At 54.4% G+C, this 17798-nt stretch carries 17 protein-coding genes; 9 read left to right on the top strand and 8 right to left on the bottom strand.

Annotated features, from left to right (window positions below; all coding sequences use genetic code 11):
- Positions 1 to 122: 122 nt before the first annotated feature.
- On the bottom strand, positions 123 to 1547 hold the full coding sequence (locus WGC32_RS07940) for a S1C family serine protease (protein ID WP_342681309.1): 1425 nt from the start codon (positions 1545 to 1547) through the stop codon (positions 123 to 125).
- Between the two features lie 339 nt (positions 1548 to 1886).
- Between WGC32_RS07940 and WGC32_RS07935 the strand changes: the two genes are divergently transcribed.
- Complete coding sequence (locus WGC32_RS07935) at positions 1887 to 2264, top strand: VOC family protein (RefSeq protein WP_191481337.1); 378 nt, start codon at positions 1887 to 1889, stop codon at positions 2262 to 2264.
- A gap of 56 nt (positions 2265 to 2320) precedes the next feature.
- On the opposite strand, the gene WGC32_RS07930 is transcribed toward WGC32_RS07935, so the two are convergent.
- Positions 2321 to 3154 carry an XRE family transcriptional regulator gene (locus tag WGC32_RS07930; RefSeq protein ID WP_342681308.1) on the bottom strand — a complete coding sequence of 278 codons (834 nt, stop codon included), beginning with the start codon at positions 3152 to 3154 and terminating at the stop codon, positions 2321 to 2323.
- Positions 3155 to 3287: 133 nt separating this feature from the next.
- On the opposite strand from WGC32_RS07930, the gene WGC32_RS07925 reads away from it, so the two are divergent.
- Entirely contained in the window at positions 3288 to 3539 is a 252-nt protein-coding gene (locus WGC32_RS07925) for a hypothetical protein (protein ID WP_342681307.1), read from the top strand.
- A gap of 103 nt (positions 3540 to 3642) precedes the next feature.
- Here WGC32_RS07925 and WGC32_RS07920 read toward each other — a convergent pair whose 3' ends face one another.
- Both WGC32_RS07920 and WGC32_RS07915 read right to left on the bottom strand, forming a co-directional pair.
- The gene (locus WGC32_RS07920) at positions 3643 to 4593 is read right to left on the bottom strand and encodes a glycosyltransferase (RefSeq protein WP_191481474.1); all 951 of its coding nucleotides are present in this window, start codon (positions 4591 to 4593) and stop codon (positions 3643 to 3645) included.
- A gap of 18 nt (positions 4594 to 4611) precedes the next feature.
- The gene (locus WGC32_RS07915; protein WP_342681306.1) at positions 4612 to 7065 is read right to left on the bottom strand and encodes a YfhO family protein; all 2454 of its coding nucleotides are present in this window, start codon (positions 7063 to 7065) and stop codon (positions 4612 to 4614) included.
- Between the two features lie 307 nt (positions 7066 to 7372).
- On the opposite strand from WGC32_RS07915, the gene yfbR reads away from it, so the two are divergent.
- The 4 genes from yfbR (at position 7373) to WGC32_RS07895 (ending at position 9312) form a co-directional block, all read left to right on the top strand.
- Positions 7373 to 7957 (top strand): 5'-deoxynucleotidase, encoded by a 585-nt coding sequence (yfbR, locus tag WGC32_RS07910; RefSeq protein WP_191481333.1) that lies wholly within the window; start codon positions 7373 to 7375, stop codon positions 7955 to 7957.
- A 51-nt stretch (positions 7958 to 8008) separates the two neighbouring features.
- Positions 8009 to 8311 carry a hypothetical protein gene (locus WGC32_RS07905; protein ID WP_191481332.1) on the top strand — a complete coding sequence of 101 codons (303 nt, stop codon included), beginning with the start codon at positions 8009 to 8011 and terminating at the stop codon, positions 8309 to 8311.
- Positions 8304 to 8741 carry a HEPN domain-containing protein gene (locus WGC32_RS07900; protein ID WP_191481331.1) on the top strand — a complete coding sequence of 146 codons (438 nt, stop codon included), beginning with the start codon at positions 8304 to 8306 and terminating at the stop codon, positions 8739 to 8741. Before WGC32_RS07905 ends, WGC32_RS07900 begins: the two co-directional genes overlap by 8 nt.
- A gap of 115 nt (positions 8742 to 8856) precedes the next feature.
- A complete protein-coding gene (locus tag WGC32_RS07895) occupies positions 8857 to 9312 on the top strand; it encodes a hypothetical protein (protein WP_191481330.1) in 456 nt (151 codons plus the stop codon).
- A 48-nt stretch (positions 9313 to 9360) separates the two neighbouring features.
- Here the strand turns inward: WGC32_RS07895 and ilvN are convergent, their stop codons facing one another.
- Both ilvN and ilvB read right to left on the bottom strand, forming a co-directional pair.
- Positions 9361 to 9855, bottom strand: coding sequence for an acetolactate synthase small subunit (gene ilvN / locus WGC32_RS07890; protein WP_191509343.1), 495 nt, complete (start codon positions 9853 to 9855; stop codon positions 9361 to 9363).
- A gap of 19 nt (positions 9856 to 9874) precedes the next feature.
- Positions 9875 to 11497, bottom strand: a complete 1623-nt coding sequence (gene ilvB / locus WGC32_RS07885; protein ID WP_342681305.1) for a biosynthetic-type acetolactate synthase large subunit — start codon at positions 11495 to 11497, stop codon at positions 9875 to 9877.
- Between the two features lie 416 nt (positions 11498 to 11913).
- Here ilvB and WGC32_RS07880 point away from each other — a divergent pair, with 416 nt between their 5' ends.
- Positions 11914 to 12849 carry an ABC transporter substrate-binding protein gene (locus WGC32_RS07880; RefSeq protein WP_342681304.1) on the top strand — a complete coding sequence of 312 codons (936 nt, stop codon included), beginning with the start codon at positions 11914 to 11916 and terminating at the stop codon, positions 12847 to 12849.
- Positions 12850 to 12904: 55 nt separating this feature from the next.
- Here the strand turns inward: WGC32_RS07880 and alr are convergent, their stop codons facing one another.
- The gene (gene alr / locus WGC32_RS07875; protein WP_342681303.1) at positions 12905 to 14125 is read right to left on the bottom strand and encodes an alanine racemase; all 1221 of its coding nucleotides are present in this window, start codon (positions 14123 to 14125) and stop codon (positions 12905 to 12907) included.
- 77 nt (positions 14126 to 14202) lie between these two features.
- Positions 14203 to 14796, bottom strand: a complete 594-nt coding sequence (locus tag WGC32_RS07870; RefSeq protein WP_191509346.1) for a nitroreductase family protein — start codon at positions 14794 to 14796, stop codon at positions 14203 to 14205.
- 269 nt (positions 14797 to 15065) lie between these two features.
- Here WGC32_RS07870 and WGC32_RS07865 point away from each other — a divergent pair, with 269 nt between their 5' ends.
- Positions 15066 to 16427 carry an AI-2E family transporter gene (locus WGC32_RS07865; protein ID WP_342681302.1) on the top strand — a complete coding sequence of 454 codons (1362 nt, stop codon included), beginning with the start codon at positions 15066 to 15068 and terminating at the stop codon, positions 16425 to 16427.
- A gap of 140 nt (positions 16428 to 16567) precedes the next feature.
- The gene (locus WGC32_RS07860) at positions 16568 to 17683 is read left to right on the top strand and encodes an iron-containing alcohol dehydrogenase family protein (RefSeq protein ID WP_342681301.1); all 1116 of its coding nucleotides are present in this window, start codon (positions 16568 to 16570) and stop codon (positions 17681 to 17683) included.
- Positions 17684 to 17798 lie beyond the last annotated feature (115 nt).

Below are 17798 nucleotides of genomic sequence, written 5' to 3'. Positions count from 1 at the left end.
AGTACGCTCAATCAAGTCGGCCAGTTTGTGGGGAATCAATATGTCACCGCAATGGTTTCATCCCCTGGCCTTTGCTTTTCATCTATCAATATATTGCCTCATCCTGCCGGATCTTATTCACCTTAGTTATAGGTGGTTTCCGCCAGCGTCACTGCAAGAGACACCTGCTGGCCGTTTCTTTCCACTACAATTGTGATCTTATCGCCAGCGGTGTGGCTCTGGATGATCTCCTTAAGCTGAGAGCCGCTTTCAATAGCAGTGCCGTCTACCGATACGATCCGGTCGCCTGCCTGCATACCGGCTAAAGCCGCATTTCCATCTACATTAACCTGCTGGACATAGACGCCCTGTTGATCAACACGGTATCTGGCCTGCGCCTCATCACTGGTAATATCAATGGTGGTGACGCCCAGCTCAAAACGGCCTCTTACATAGCCATAGTCGATCAGGCTGTCTAAAACCTCCTTGACATCATTGATGGGGATAGCAAAGCCCAAGCCTTCCACATTTTCACCGGTGGATTTTGCCACCACCAAGCCGATTAGTTCGCCTTTGTCGTTAAAAAGTCCACCGCCGGAGTTGCCAGGGTTGATGGCTGCGTTGGTCTGCAGCAGGTTCATGGTCTCTCCATCCAGGGTGATCTCACGATCCAGAGCGCTAATGATACCGTTGGTAACGGTACCGCCCAACTGGCCCAGAGGATTGCCGATGGCAATGGCTGTCTGGCCCACCTGAAGGGTGTCGGAATCTCCTAAGGTTGCGGGAGTCAGTCCCTCGGCGTCAATCTTGATGACGGCTACGTCTGTCTCAGGATCGGTGCCCACCAACTTCGCATCATAGGTATCCCCATTTTTCAGCCGGACGGTCACTGTGTTGGCGTCCTCAATGACGTGGTTATTGGTGATGATATATCCATCCTCCGAGATAATGACACCGCTGCCGGCGCCGGAGGAAATATATTGCTCCATAAAGAATCCGCCGTTGGTCACGCTTTCTGTGGTAATCTCTACCACAGAATTCTGGGTCATTTCCACCACCTGCTGTACTGTCAAGCTGCCGGTATCGGCGCTGACGGTAGAGGCCGGTGCGGAGGTGCTTCCGCTGTTGGTCTGTGCCGTTGACCCTTGCCGTAGGCTGGCGGAGAGATATCCACCGCCAAAGCCCGCAGCGGCTGAGACCACAACTCCTGCGGCCAGGATAAAAGCCGCCGCCTTCATCGTCATGGGACGGGATGGCTTTTTCTCCTTAGGCGCTTTCGGTTTTTTCTCCTTTGGCGCCTGTCTCGGCTGGGACGCATACCAATCGGTGCTGCGTCCGGCGCTTCCACCATCCTGCTGGCCGGAAGGTGCGTCCGACATGGTCCAACCGGTTTCCGGTGTGGCGCCGCCGTAAGTTGTCTGACTGTCATCCGGCTGGGGTGCGAAACCGGATGCGCTGGTCTGTTGGGAATCGGATGGGGCCTCATTATCTTTTTCCTGTTGGAACTTATTTTCTTCCCGTAAAAATTCAAACAAACTGTTCTCCTCATTATTTCTGTCGTCATACATAACAGGTTCCTCCTCATTTATATTCATTATCTTTGTCATTTGATATTGGTTGTTTCTTCTGTTCCTGATTACGTTTTATAGTATAACCAGGCCAAGTGACAGTTTTTTGAATGGAAACTGAATAGCGAATGAAAGTAAATCATTCATTTTGTAAACAAAACCGCCGTTTATGGCCAAACAACGAACAACTCTTAAACAATCTTTTATCTGGACTTTTCTGTGATTTTCACCAAGAGATCCGTCAGATTTTCTGAAGGTCCTTTCCTTGCAATTCCCTGTGGGGACAACTATAATAGAGACAGGCGTTTTCACTATTTTTATAAAAGAGGTGTGTGTATTATGAAAAATAATCCCGTCGGTTTGGCCCACATCGGTCTGCCTGTGAAAGACTTTAAAAAATCCGTGGAATTCTATAAGAGCCTCGGCTTTAAAGAAGTCGTTATGCTGGAAGAATCCTGCATGCTGGAGAACAATGGATGTACCATGGAAATCTATCAGCGCCATGACGACCTTTCCCAGAAACCCATCGGCATTATCGACCACATTGCCTTTGTCTCCAACGACATTGACGCCGCCTATGAAGAGGCTGTTTCCTTAGGATACAAAATTACCACCCAGGGCATCGAATCCAATGATATGTTCGCCCCCAAGTCCAACCGGTATTTTAAAATTTCCGGTCCCGACGGCGAAGAACTGGAATTTGCCCAGGTAAAATAAGAGAATCTAAAAAGCACCGGCTAGGCCGGTGCTTTTTTTATCGGATATGATAGGAGTTACCGTTCCATGGGCTCATGGTCCAGAGTGCGGATTTTTTTGACGGACATCGGCATCTCTTTCCCTGAAGCGCGGCGGACAATCCCCACCACGACGCCCATGCAGTATAAGTCGTCGCCGTCGTCCACCTGAATAATCGGCACCTTTCGGTTGATGGAGATCAGCTTGGTAACGCCCTTGCTGTGAAAATATCTTCGCACAAAGCCCTCCCCATTGAGGAGGAACGCGCCGATCTGGTTGTGCTTCGCCTCGCCCTGCCGGACCCCCAGCAGATCCCCTTTGTTGTAAAGAGGCGCCATGGCATCACCCATGACCTGGACCACAAAATCAGATTGGCGGGAGATGTTGTCGTCCTGGATGAGCATTTCCTCCACCAGCGCCGCGCCTATGGCCACGCCCTGTCCGCCGGCGGCCGCTGCCAAATATACCGGAAGCCGCCTGCTCCCGGCCTTTTCTCCCATTCCCCTGACCTGCTGCAGCTGTCCCGCCAGCCGCTCTACTACCTCTTTTTCTCGGGAGGTGCAACATCGGAATCTTTCTACCAATAGCCGTTCCCTCTCACTGATGGCATAAAAGTCGTACTTTTCCGCCAGCGCCGTCACCGCGCCCTCAGCGCATTCCACCGGAACATCGTCGTCCATCAAATAGCGCACCGCTACATCGAAAGCCACCGCCAACCGTTCCACACTGCTCAAAGACGGCCGCTTGGTTTCCCCGCATAAAATTTTGTTCAGGGTACCGATGGGTATCCCGCTCTTTCTCGATAGCTCCCGGGTCGTCATCCTGTCCCGTTTTTTTAGATAAATGAGCTTTTCTACCATGCACGATTTCATCATAATCCCTCCTCAATTATCCGTTTATGGTAAAAAATCCCTATATTTCTTTTGTTTTTCACAAACAGCCCTTGACAATACCAACCGTTTCTTTATAATCAAAATATACAAATTGTAAAGGAGTTGCCATGGGATGAACAGGTACTACGTGGTGAAAAGCCCATCCAACGGTTGCTTTAGCATTCATGCAGTAACCGGTGAGAAAGTTGAGGGCCTTTTTCCCAACCGCCAGATGGCGGAAAAAATTGCACAGCGATTCAATGAGTTGGAACTATCGACCATACATTTTTATGAGGTCATCGAAGATTTGCTGTGCTCCTATAATAAAGCGCTAGAGGTTGCCGGATTGCAGTGGCTAAACCAGCAGCAGTTGCGTTTTTTATGATATCGAATCTATTATATTTCTGTTATAAAACGATGTCAATATGATGTCGTTGTTGGTTTAAAAAGGGCGGCGGACTACGAGTCCGACGCCCTTTTTCTCTGGTCTATTGTTTTAAAAACGTTTCGATAATATACCGAGGCCGATGCTTGACCTCACCATAAATTTTACCTATGTACTCCCCGATGACACCCAAACAGAGCAGCTGGATGCCGCCGATGAGCCAGATGGACGCGGCCAGGGTGGTCCATCCCGGGACGGTATGTCCCATCAGCCACACGATCAAGGAATAGAGGAGCACCAGAATGGAGACAAAGAAGATGACAAAGCCGATGGTGGCAATGAGCCGGATGGGCTTGACGCTAAAGGAGGTAATTCCATCAAAGGCAAAGGCGATCATCTTTTTGAGGGGGTATTTGGATTCCCCGGCAAAGCGTTCGTGGCGTTCATAGGTGACAATCCCGCTTTGATAGCCGATGAGGGGAACGATCCCCCGCAGAAACAGGTTGACCTCATCAAATTGGGAGAGGGATTCCAGCGCACGCCGGCTCATAAGGCGGTAATCCGCATGATCCTCCACAATATCCACCCCAAGGGCCTTCATGAATTTGTAAAAGCCCCGGGCCGTACTCCGTTTAAAGAAGGTGTCGGTATCCCGCTTACTGCGCACGCCGTAGACCACGTCGCAGCCTTCCTGGAATTTTTCCAGGAAGCCATCCACCGCCTCAATGTCGTCCTGGAGATCCGCATCCATGGAGATAGCGCAGTCACACAGCTCTTTGGCGGTCATCAGCCCCGCCAGCAGGGCGTTCTGATGCCCCTTGTTCCGGGAGAGCTTCAGGCCACAGACATAGCTATTTTCCTGACACAGTTCCTCAATGATGCTCCAGGTGGCGTCCTTACTGCCGTCGTTGACAAAGAGCATCCGGCTGTCGCCGGAAATTTTCCGCTGGGCCATCAGGCTTTCCAGCTTGGCGGTCAGCCGTTTGGCCGTTTCGTGGAGCACCTCCTGCTCGTTATAGCAGGGCACCACAATATAGAGTACCGGGCTTGTCACATTCTTCACGCCTTTCTTTTATTTCTTCTCCTGATCCGGCGGATTCTCTTCGCCGGAATCTCTTTCATCGCAATCCTCCAAAAGGTCTTCCCAGTCCTGCGCCGCCGGGATGATTTCCCCCGGCCGGGGCGCTGCCAGCGCCTGGGCGGAGACCCGCTTTTTGCTGCGGCGCACCCACAGCAGATAGGCCGCCAGCACCAGGATGCTGGCCCCTGTCACCCCAAGGCCCGGAATCAACCCTGGCGCCACATATTCAAAGCGGATTTCACAGGGGCCTGCCGGCACCTTCACCGCCATAAAGCCAATGCTCACCTGTTCGATTTCCACCGGTTCCCCGTTGACGGTGGCGCTCCATCCGTCGTCGTAGGGGACGCTGAAGAACATCAGGTTTTCCCTGTCCAGATTGGCCGTGGCCGTAAAGCCGCGGTTGTCGATTTCAAAGGTGTCACAGCTCATGGAGCGCCGGTCCAGGCAGTCCTCCAGATACTGTTCCCGGGTAAGGTCAGGGAAGGCGCTGTTGGGCAGCGGCTCCAATATATCCCCATACTCCGCGATCTGCTCGTCGGTCAGGTAGAGCGCCTGCATCAGCAGGTTGGAGCGTTTGGACTCGGTGCAGGTCTCAAAAGCGGTGTCGTCGATATAGTAATCATAGGCAAAGCCCATGGGTACAAAATACTGGCTTTCGTAGATATCGTGCCCTAACTGGTTGTCCACCTTTTCAAAGCCGGGAAGATCCGGCGCCTCTTCCGCGTCCTGGTCGGCAAAAAGATATTTGACCGAAAAGAGCCCCCGCAGGGCATACAGGGAGATATCCGGCTTGGAGGAAACATCCCGGGTTACCCCCACCTCCGGGTAAAACTCCATGAGGGAAACCGGCACAATGGAGTGGAAGGCCTGGATGTTGGGCAGATGCCAGAACATCCCCAGATTGGTGGTGGTCTCGTAAAAATCGCTGCGGTAGAAGGCGTCATCCTCCGGCAGCTGGAGCTGATCCCGCCCCTGGATGGCGGTCTCTACAATCTCCCCGCCGTTGGTGCTGAAATAGCCCATGCCCAGATAGATCATTCCGAAGCAGGCGCTCACCCCCATGACCCCGCTGAGGAGGAAAGCGATAAACCGGGGATCCTTCCGGTAGTGATGCATAATCAGATAGCACACCACAAAGCAGACCGCCGCCATGAGCACATAGGCCCAGAACTGGCCGGCATCAGCGGCAAGGCCGATCCGCCATTCCCCATCCACCTTCTGGGGGGTGAGCCCCACCGGAACGGCGATGATGAGGGAGATGATCCCGGTCCACCTCATCCCACGCATAAAGTCCACCTGGGGACTGTCCAGAGCCTTGGCGGAGGCCAAAGCCATCAGCAGGACGGGCATGTAAAACCAGCGGGCGTAATAGGAGTTGTTTAACAGGATAAACAGGGCGTTAAAGCCCGGCACCAGAGCCATGACCAGGCAGATGCAGAGCATCCGTTTCAGCCAGTTTTTCTTCACCGAGAGCAGGTAGGCCAAGACCCCCGACATACTAAACAAGGGCAGCCATGCCGAAAGGGAGGACCATTTCCCGCCGTGGTCGGGGAAAAAGTTGGGGGCGGGAGGCAGATCCGGCGGAAAGAACAGGGACTGGATGATCCCGCAGTAGCGCTGGGGATGGCTGTAAAGCCACAGGTTCCACCCCGAGAGGAGGGAGTCGGTACCGGTGCGGGGGTTGCCCAGGATGGCCAGCACCGAGGGCAGGAAGATAAAGAGGGCCAGGCCCATCCCCAGCACCGCCTCGAAAAAGAGCCAGAGGAACCGCTGAAAGCTCAACCGGAAACTGGGGCTTGTCAGCCGCACAAAGAAGTAGAGGATGGTAAAGACTACTTCCCCGATAAAGAACCAATAGTTGACAATGGCGTTGGCCGCTACCGCCAGGGCAAAAACCCCTCTGCGGTCGTGGAGGACAAACTCCTCCAGGGCGATGAGGAGCAGGGGATAGAAGACCATGGCCTCATGGAAATGGTTAAAAAAGATATTATAGATGCCAAAGCCGGAAAACGCATAGAGCAATCCGCCCACCAGGGCGTAATTCTGGTTGCGGACAAACCGGGAGATAAAAGCGTACCCTGTCAGAGAGACGCAGGCGAATTTCAGCACCAGCAAAGGCGCCATCAGGTAGGGAACAAAGCTGGTGGGGAAGAGCAGGGTCAGCCAGAAAAAGGGGCTCATGAGAAGGTAAAAGCTGTAGGAGCCGATAAAGTTGGCCCCTAGATCGGTATACCAGTTCCAGAAGATATCCCCGGAGCGGATGGCCTCATGGGCCAGCTTATAAAAGGGGATCTGCTGGACATTAAAATCCCCGTAGAAGGTAAAGTATCCGCCGCCCATAATGACGTAGGGCAGAAACATCACCGCCGCCGTCAGAAGGGCCAGAAAAAACGCCTGTTTATACTTTTTGGTGGAGCCGTTCTCCAAACTCTGTACCAAATCCATGGGTTTCACCGCCTGTTTCTTTTCTTTCTCAGTGTCATAAAATCTATGAAAAAATGCGTATTTCTTTATTTTGGCGCCGATTTTGCCTTAGCAGCAAAACTGCCGCTTCTGGGTTATTATACCACAATTTACCCATCCGGTCAGCATGGGCCTGAAAAAGTCATAAAAAATTAAGCCCGGCGGTGGAAAACCCCTGTGGGATCAGGTATACTGAAAACAATATCACCCAACATATTCCGCCCTGCCCCGACAGCATGCCAGCAGGGGGCCGGCGGGAAGCAATCTTCAGAGAAAGCAGGCGATCTTTATGGGAAAGGGAAATTTCTTCGCCATGATTTCCCGAATGCAATATATTGACCGGTGGGCCCTCATGCGCAACACCCGCCAGGAAAACCTCAGCGAACACAGCCTCATGGCCGCTGTCATCGCCCACGCCCTGTGCGTCATCGGCAACCGCCGGCTTCACAAAAACCTGGACGGAAACCGGGCCGCCGTCCTGGCCCTCTACCATGACGCGGAGGAAATCCTCACCGGGGATCTGCCCACCCCCGTCAAATACTATAATCCCGCCATCCGGCAGGCCTATCAGCAGGTGGAGCAGGTGGCTGGAAAAAAGCTTCTCTCCATGCTGCCGGAGGATCTGCGCCCCGATTATGAGGCCATCTTCTTCCCGCCCCAAGAGGATGGCTACCTGCTCCGGTTGGTTAAGGCGGCGGACAAAATCTGCGCCCTGATCAAATGCGTAGAGGAGGAAAAAGCCTCCAACTCTGAATTTTCCAAGGCCAAGGTCTCCACAGAAAAGGCCATCCGCGCCTATCAACTTCCGGAGGCCGACATCTTTTTGGACGAGTTCATGGCAGGGTTCTATCTGACCTTGGACGAATTGGATTAACCTTCCCATCCGGGCATAGACTGCCCCATCTTTTAAAAAGGAGTCTTTTCTATGCAGTGCAGCCCTATCATTCAACAGGTGGCGGATAGTATCCGCCAGAGATATCCGGTAGAGCAGATCATCCTTTACAACGAAAAGCATGCCGTGACCGGGGAGACCACCTCCTTTAAACTCTGTCTTATCCTGGACACCCGGCGTCCGTCGGAGGTAGAGCGCCAGCTCTATCTGACCATCGACTGCGATATCCCCTTTGACCTGCTCATCTACACCCCCGCCCAGTGGAACCATCTGAAAAATTGTGAGGGTTCCTTTGCCTGGCGGATCGCGCAGACAGGGAGTGTGATCGATGGGTAGGCGAAGAATTAATCCCCGGGATTCCCGGCGGTATTACGACTGGTTCAACCAGGCCGAGGACGATATGGCCGCCGCTGAACTGCTGATGCAGAATGAGCGGTGCTACAATCTTTCCGCTTTCCACTGCCAACAGGCCATCGAGAAGGGGCTCAAAGGCTATATCCTCTTCCGCACCGGCAATCTGGTGGACGGTCACAACCTGACCTGGCTTTGCAAACAGGCGGTGAAGCTGGACGGGACCTTTGCCCGGTGGCTTTCTCAATCGGCCAAGCTCAACCGGTGCTACATTGAGACCCGGTATCCCGCCGACATCCCTCTGGACCTGTCCCTTTCCAAGGTGAAGGAGGCCTTTCAGATGTCCAGCGATATGCTCGACTTTATCTTTGACCAGTTTGAAAAGGAATCCGGCTTGGAGGCTGATTTTTCCTGACGCCGGCCCTCTTCTCCAGTTGCACTCTTTACTATTTTATAATATAATAGTTGTAGTATCGAAATAGATAAAAACAGGTGCATTTCGTGGAGTGATATTGGGGAGGGTAACGGAGATGGCAGAAAAGCCGCGCAGCAAAATTTGGATGATCGCCGCCGTCGTACTGCTTTTGTTAACCCTGATTCCCATTATCTCCTACGCCTTAGACGACCAGCTTTCGGGAGAGGACGCCCTGTCCCTGCGGGTTGCCGACGTCTATCGGATTTCGGTCCGCCATGGGGATGACTATTGGGAGGTCACCGACCCTGCCCATGTGGCCGCCTTGATGGAGGAGATCCAGGCCCTTTCCTTCCAGCGGCACATCTCCCTGGATGAGACCAGGACCCTGGGCAACACCATTATTGAGGTGGAGGCGCCTGGGCGGATGGAATTTATTTCAGAGGTGAACAACCGCTTTAGCCTGTATTATCACGTTCCCTTCCTTTCCTTCCTCACCACCTATTACGACGTGGAGGACACCGGCCAGCTCTCAGAAATTGTTGCCCTCTCGCAAACTTTATCCGACGAATAAAAAAACCGTGCCCGGGAAGGCACGGTTTTTTTACGCTAAACACGGCGCTTATTTTTTGTTGATGGTCAGTGCCCCTTTCTGCACGGCGATCAGGCCGGTGCGGGCCACCTCCAGGATGCGGTAGGGGGTGAGCAGATCCTCCAGCAGGGCGATTTGCTCGGCGGTATCGGTCATCTCCACAGTCAGAGTGGAGCGGGAGATGTCGATGATCTTGGCCCCCATAATCTTGCACAGGTCCATTACCTCGCTGCGCTGGGAAATCTCGGTCTGGATCTTAAAAAGGACCAGTTCCCGGGTCACCAGCTCCTCCTCGGGGATGGTGCGGACCTTGATAACGTCGATGAGCTTATTGAGCTGCTTTTCCACCTGCTCCACCGTGTAGTCGTTTCCCTCCACCACGATGGTCATCCGGGAAATGGTGGGGTCTTCGGTGATTCCCACCGCCAGGCTGTCAATGTTAAAGCCCCGCCGGGAAAACAGCCCCGACACCCGGGAAAGGACGCCGGAGTGGTTTTCCACCAGGACTGAAATGGTATGCTTCATCTTCTCTTCCGTCCTTTCTTTAGTGTGAAGGCTCGTCCGGCCGGACCAGGCACTGAAGCAGATAGGGGCCCGGATGGCGAAGCATCTCCTGGATGGCCTCTTCCGCCTGGCTCTGCTCCCGGATACTGGCGGCTTTTATGCCATAGGCCCCCGCAATCTTGATGTAATCCGGTCCGCCCTCCAGCCCTACAGCCATATAGTTGCCATGGTATAAATTCTTTTGCAGCTCCCGGATCATCCCCAGGCTGCCGTTTTTCATCAGGATAACCTTTACCGACAGATTCTCCTGGCAGATGGTGGCCAGCTCCATCATCTGCATCTGAAAGGCGCCGTCTCCGCAGACCGCCACTACCGCCCGGCCCGGGTCGGCAAATTGGGCCCCAACTGCCGCCGGCAGGGAATAGCCCATGGTGCCCATCCCCCCTGTGGTGAGGAAACGGCCTCCCGGCCGGACATTGATGTTGTTGGCCGTCCAAATCTGGTTTTGTCCCACATCGGAGACCACCACCGCGTCATCGGGCAGGGCGGCGGAAAGCTGGCGAATCAGCTGCCGGGGATTGATATATCCCTCCCGGTCCTCCAGGTCAAAGGAAACCTCCTCCCGCCACTGGCGGACCTGGACCAGCCACTGGGAAAAGTCGGTGCCCGGCGTCATGTCGTAGAGGTGGTGGAGGATGTGCTTGGCATCCCCTACCAGGGGGATGGCGGTGCCCATATTTTTCCCAATCTCCGCCGGGTCGATATCGATATGGATCACCCGGGTCCGCTTTTCCAAAACGCCGGGAGTGGCTACCGCCCGGTCCCCCACCCGGGCGCCGATGATAATCAATAGGTCGGAGGCGTCAATGGCCCGGTTGGCCGCCCAGGTGCCATGGGTTCCCAGCATCCCAAGGTACAGGGGATGGCCGGAGGCCATGACCCCGATGCCCATCATGGTGGACACCACCGGGATCCCGCACTTCTCCGCGTATTCCCGCAGCTCCCGCTTGGCGCCGGCCGCAATCACCCCGCCGCCGGCACAGATGACCGGCCGCTCGCTGTGGATAATGGCGTCCACCACCCGTTTCATCTGGACAATGTGCCCCTTGGTGTTGGGCTTATATCCCCGGATGCTGACGCCGGAGGGGTAGGAAAATTCAATTTCTGTATTCTGAATGTCAATGGGCACATCAATGAGCACCGGCCCCGGCCGCCCGGTGGAAGCGATATAAAAAGCCTCCTTGAAAATCCGTGGGATCTGGGTGGCGTCCTTAATCAGGTAGCTATGTTTCACAAAAGGTTCCGCCGCGCCGGTAATGTCAGCCTCCTGGAACACATCCCGGCCCAAAAGGTCGCTCTGCACCTGGCCGGTAATGGCCACCATGGGGATAGAATCCATATAGGCGGTGGCCAGGGCGGTAATCAGGTTGGTGGCTCCGGGCCCGGAGGTGACGGCGCACACCCCCACCTTTCCAGAAATGCGGGCATAGCCGCTGGCCCCATGTCCCGCATTCTGCTCCTGCCGCACCAGCACATGGCGGACCGAGGAATGGGACAGACTATCGTAAAACGGGCAGATGGTGGCCCCTGGATAGCCGAATACGACAGATACGCCCTCGTTCTCCAAACATTTTACCATAGCTGCGGCACCTGTCATTCTCATCTGCAATTCCTCTCTTTCCTGCTGCCGTTTTCCAGCTCTCAACAGGCGCAAATCGGGCAAGGCCCATCCAAAACCTGTGAAGCCAGGATTATTTTCGACAGTTAAAGTTGTAAATAATTATACGATTGTGGGCGGCGCCCCGTCAACTCTTTTTTCAGCCCCGCCCCATTTGCAGAAAAAGGCAAAAAAAGGGAAAGAAATTGACACTATAGGAAGAGGAGGGTAAAATAAGAAACAATACCATATGCCTAGGTAGGTGTTGTGTCTTTTTTAGCGCCCCTCTTTGGAGGCGCTTTCGTGGCCCACCAGCAACCGATGGGTTCCACCTTCCAGCCATATTTATCCTTTCTATTTCCGCCTGTTAGGGGCTAGGAAATTCTGTCATTCCAGTGGAGCAGCTGACAAGGAGGTGTCCTGTGAAACGGTTAGTCAATATATTACTTTGCGTCATTTTATTAATTAACTTTACTTCTTGTAATAATCCCGAAGAAGATTCCTCCTCAACGGCGGCTCCTCCCACCACCTCCTCCCAAGAGGAATATCCCTATGAGGTAGATGAAAGCACCGTGGTCCGGAGCGAACCGCTCCGGGTGGCTTCCCTCTCCCCCTCCCTCACCGAAATCGTCTATACCCTGGGGTATGGGGATAAGCTGGTGGCGGTCAGCGACAGCTGTGATTATCCCCCTCAGACTGCCGATCTCCCCGCGGTGGGATCCATCCGCACCCCTGATCTGGAGCAGCTGGAGGAAATCTCCCCCGACTACCTCCTTGTATCCTCCGGCCTGCTGGAAGACGATCTTGCCCAAATCCAGCGGATGGGGATTGTGGTGGTAAAAATTCCCCCGGCTGATTCTTTGTGGGATCTCCGCCGGGTTTATCAGACCCTGGGCGCTGTCCTGGGAGGCCGGGTCACCGGAGCACAGAAGGGGGTAGACCTCTACTCCATCATGGCCACCCGGATTTTCGAGCTGCGCACCGTCCTTAAGCGGGCGGGGAAGAGCTGCTACCTGATCCGGATGCTGGACAACACTGTGGCCACCGGAGACACCTTCGCCGGGGATATCCTCCATCAGATGGGCCTGGTGAATCTGGCGGAGGATTCCACCGGGTGGGCCCTCGCCGCTGACGAGGTGGAACAGACCAACCCCGATATCTTGTTTGTGGACAAATCGGTGGATGTGGAGCTGGTCAAGCTCTGCCCCCTCTATCAAAATTCCAACGCTGTCAAAAACAACGCCGTCTACCAGGTGGACATGCTCCTTTTTGAACGGCAGAGCAAGCGGATGATGCAGGAGCTAGAGGTGATGGCCCTGCTGGCCTATCCTGAAGGGTTCCAGGGCTCCGCTACCTAAAGATAATAAACCCCGCCCTCCCGAAGGAGGGCGGGGTTTTCTGTGGGAAATTCTCTTATTTTCGGTAAGGGTTGATGTAATCCACCACCCCTACCTGTTTGCCGTCTTTCAGATAGACCCGGGGCACCCGCTTTCCAATGAGGCAGACCACCTCATAGCCAATGGTGCCGCACAATGCTCCTACCTCATTGATGTCGATCTCATTGCCCTGGCCGTCCCGGCCCAGGAGGGTGACCACATCCCCATCCTGTACACCGGGGATGTCAGTGACGTCCAGCATAATCTGATCCATGCATACCCGGCCCACCACCGGCGCCTTCTTCCCCCGGACCAGGGCATAGGCCCTGCCCCCCAGCATCCGGTTGTAGCCGTCGGCGTAGCCGATGGGCACGGTGGCAATCCGGGAGGGCCGGGCGCTTGTAAATTTCCGCCCATAGCTGACGGTGGTCCCCTCAGGGATCTCCTTGACCATGGAGATGATGGATTTGAGGCTCATGGCCTGGCGCAGGTCCAGATCCCGGCGCAGCTCGTTGGAAGGCTTCAGGCCGTAGCAGATGATGCCCGGACGCACCATATCCAGGTGCATCTGGGGATAGCTGATGACCCCGGCGCTGTTGCAGCAGTGACGCAGGGGGAAGGTGATCCCCCGCTGCTCCAGGGCCTCCACCACCGCCATGAACTGGGAAAACTGTCTCTCTGTGTACTCCACCGACCTATCGCTGAGCTCATCGGACACGGCAAAGTGGGTAAAAATCCCTGTAGGGTGCAGATGGGGCAGGCAGCAGGCGGCCGCAATCTGCTCCGCCGCTTTGTCAATACCCCCGGTACAGGGGAAACCAATCCGGGTCATGCCGGTGTCCACCTTCACATGAACATCCACCTGAACCCTGGCCTTCACCGCCGCCTGGCTCAACTGCACAGCGTATTCGGGGGAAAATAAAGCCTGGGTAATCCGGTATTTGGCCAGGGTCTCCACCCATTCCACCGGTGTGGCGCCAAAGATGAGGATAGGGCCGGTAATGCCCGCCTCCCTAAGGCCCACGCCTTCCTCCACATTGGAGATGCCGAACCAATCCACCCCGTCCTGCTGCATCTGCAAAGCCACGGTTTTATCCCCATGGCCGTAGGCGTCGGCCTTCACCACTCCCAGCAGCTTACAGTCCGGAGCCAGGAGGGACCGGATGGATTTGACATTATGTGAAATGCAGTCCAGGTCGATTTCGGCCCAGGTGCGCTTGAGATAGTTGTACATATCCTCATTCCTTCTTGTTGGCATTGCAAAACCTGCTTCCCTATCATACACGAGCCCAGGCAAAAAGAAAAGCATATTTTGCGGGCCGGGAGCAGGGCATATTAGTCTTTGGGCTCAAAGGGGAGGATCACATCCTCCAGCCGGCGCTTGGGGATGTGAAGGTATCCTTCCCGGTCCCGGTAGAATTCGGTGGCGTCGGTGCGGTTGATATAATCTAAGAAGATCCGCTCGTTGGGCTTGCCCAGCGCCAGGATCAGCACCGGGTCATACCATTTTTCCAGCCGCAGCTCCCGGGCCAGGGCCGCCTTGTCGAAATTGGCGATCATGCAGCCTCCCAGGCCCTGTTCCACCGCCGCCAGCATCATGGTCTGGGCGGAAATGCCAATGTCAATCCACATCATCTCGTCTTCCGGCATCAGCCCCTTGTCGGCGATGAGCACAATGTAAGCCATGGGTTTTTGGCCCTCCCGTGGCCCGTCATAGCCTCGCAGCAGCACATTCCAATTGATGGCGGGGAAAATTTTCTGGTTCTTCCGCTCGGTACAGCTGATCACATACCGCAGGGGCTGGATGTTCAGGCAGGAAGGCGCATACCGGGCGGCGTCCACCAGACTTTCCAACAGCTCGTAGGGGACAGCCGCGCTCTGGTTAAAGCAGGTATAGCTTCTGTTTTGCTTGGATAAATCCCGGATCATCTTCCTCACCTTCCCTTGATTGGAGCGGCTTATCCGCCCATCCTCTGTTTTTCCTCCCACCTCTGGCGGCAGAGACTATAAATAATATTTACTATACCAAAAAAATAGGATTTTTTCAATTGTCACTGGTATCCCCAGGATGTATAAAATGAAAACTTTCCTTAACATTGGCCGCCTTCGCTGGATTTTTTAGCCAAAGTGCTCTATACTAGTGGTATAGAGTAGGACAAGCCGTCCCTAAAAACGCGAAAAGTGAGGTGTTCCATCCGTTGAAATTCCGCTGGAACCATCGATATACATCCCGGACCATTTCTAATATCATCGTCCTTGCCGCCGGTGTTCTGATTTTTCTTTTCTTTTGGAATCTAGGTTCCATCATGAGCGGCTTTCAAAGGCTGCTCAGCATTCTTACCCCCTTTTTCATCGGCTTCTTTATCGCCTACATCCTCAATACTCCCATGAACTTTTTCGAGCGGATTTACGGCCGGCTCCTGGAGAAAAATAAGCCTCACAAAAAACTCAAGCGCAATCTGGCCGTCATCACCGCTTATTTGGTGGCCTTGGCCGTATTGGTCACCCTCTTTTCCTTTATCCTCCCCCAACTGGTCAGCAGCGTTTATAGCCTGGCCCGCAGCGTTCCCGGCTATGTGGATCAGCTCACCGATTGGGTCAACCGATTCCTGGCTGAACAGCCGGAAATCAGCGCTCTTGTCTCCAAATTTATGATGTCGGGCGAAGAAATCATGACCAAGGCGCTGGAACTTGTCAACATGGCCCTGCCCAGGGTTCTGGATTTCTCTGTCTCCCTGGGGTCGGGGCTGGCCAACTTTTTCCTAGGTTTGGTTGTCTCCTTTTATATGCTGGTCAACAAGGAAAAATTTTGCGCCCAGGTCAAAAAGGTCCTCTATGCCTTCCTGCCCCGGAAATTTATGGACGGCGCTGTCAATTTGGCCCGTCACAGCCATCAGATCTTCATCGGCTTTATCACCGGCAAGCTCATTGACGGCCTGCTGGTAGGCGTGGTCTGCTTTGTCTGCCTGAGCCTTTTCCGCTGGCCCTATCCGCTGCTGGTGGCGGTGATTATGGGAGTGTGCAGCCTGATTCCCTTCTTCGGCGCCATCATCGGCGCCATCATCTCCACCTTGATTATTTTAATGGTCAACCCTCTTCAGGCTATTTTCTTTGTCATCTTTATTGTTGTCATCCAACAGATTGACGGCAACATTATTGAACCTAAAATTTCCGGCAGCAAAACCGGCCTTCCCGCCTTTTGGGCCCTGTTAGCTATCATTTTAGCCGGCGGCCAGTTTGGCTTTCTCGGCATGCTCCTGGGGATTCCGGTCTTTGCCGTCCTTTACTCCATCATCCGGGGCGTCACCGAAAAGCGGCTGGAAAAGCAGGGGATGCCCTGGCGTACCAAAGACTATGAAGCCGAGCCCCAGGAAATCCATCTGGGCAGCGGCAAAAGTGTGAAAATTCCTTTCATCCACATAGGAAAGTGGGGAAACAAGGAGGTCTATCCTCCGCCTCAGCCCCATGATGAGGAGGGCGAAACCGAGGAAGCTCCTTCCCGCACCGAACCCTATCCGGCCCCTTGGGAGGATCAGCCTGAGGAGGACGAGAAAAAATAGCAGCTTTGGCTGCTATTTTTTTGTCCTTTCCTCTCCAAAGCTTGCTTTCCCAGGGCGGGAAGGACTATAATAGAGGGGAACATCCCGTCTTCGGCCCATAGCTGGGCGAAGGCCATCCATAGAGAGGAGATCGGTTATCCATGAATTTTGATATGTATATGCCGGCCCGTGTCATCAGCGGGGAGGACTGTGTCCTCAAAAACAGCAGCAAACTGCGGCAGTTAGGGAATAAATGCCTCATTGTCACCGGCAAGCACAGCGCCAAGGCCTGTGGGGCTCTGGATGACGTCATCCATGCCCTGGAAAAGGAAAACATCGGTTATCAGGTCTTTGACGAGGTCACCCAAAACCCCTATGTCTCCACCTGCCATAAGGCGGGGAGTGTTGCCCGGGAAATAGGCGCCCAGTTCATCATCGGCATCGGCGGCGGTTCCCCTCTGGACGCTGCCAAGGCGGTGGCGGTCTTTACCGCCAATCCCCAGCTTCCCCCCGAAGGGATCTACGGCAGCTGGGAGAACAAAGCCCTTCCCTTTGTTTTGGTGGGCACAACCGCCGGCACCGGCAGTGAGGTGACAGCCGTTTCGGTGCTGACCAACGACGCCACCGGCCAGAAAAAAAGCTTTAAGTGCGATCAAACCTATGCCGCCCTCTCCTTTGGGGATCCCAAATACACCTATAGCTTAAACTATGATTTCACCGTCAGCACGGCGCTGGATGCCCTGTGCCACTCGGTGGAGGGCCTTTTCGCAGCCCATGGCAACGAGGTCTCTGACAGCTATGCCCTCCGGGCCATCTCCATCCTGGGCGGCAGCCTGATCCAGCTGTATATGCACAAAGGGGACAGCGGGGAGCATCTCCCCCACACCCTCCGGGAGCGGCTCTATTACGCCTCCCTCTACGGCGGCCTTGTCATCAATATCACCGGCACCACCTTCTGCCACGCCCTGAGCTATATCCTGACCGAGGATTATCACATCTCCCACGGCAAAGCCTGTGCCGTCTTCCTGGCGGAGTATATCCGCCGGGCTGAGAAAGCCGATCCTCAAAAGTACGCCCGGTTTGAAAGCGTCCTGGGCCAGCACATGGAAACCTTCCTCTGCCTGATCCGGGAAATGAGCCGGATGGACGTAAAGATGACTCCGCCCCAGATCGAGGACTACCTGCCCCGCTTTAAGGGCAACGCCAATTTCCAGAATACTCCCGGCATCTTTACCCTGGAAGACACCAAGCGGGTGTTGACAGAACTTTTCGCCTAAAATCAATGTACCCGACAAAAGAGCTTCCCGTCTCAGGATGGGAAGCTCTTTTTTATCATCTCCACCTCTTTGGAATGGAAAATTCCGGTACAAGTTGCAGAGAAGCAGCGTCTTG

Origin of the sequence: Zongyangia acetica, assembly GCF_038739695.1 — a bacterium.
Classification (GTDB): domain Bacteria; phylum Bacillota; class Clostridia; order Oscillospirales; family Ruminococcaceae; genus Zongyangia; species Zongyangia gallinarum.
Note: the sequence above shows the minus strand (reverse complement) of the source record. Positions and strands in the feature narration are given on the sequence as shown.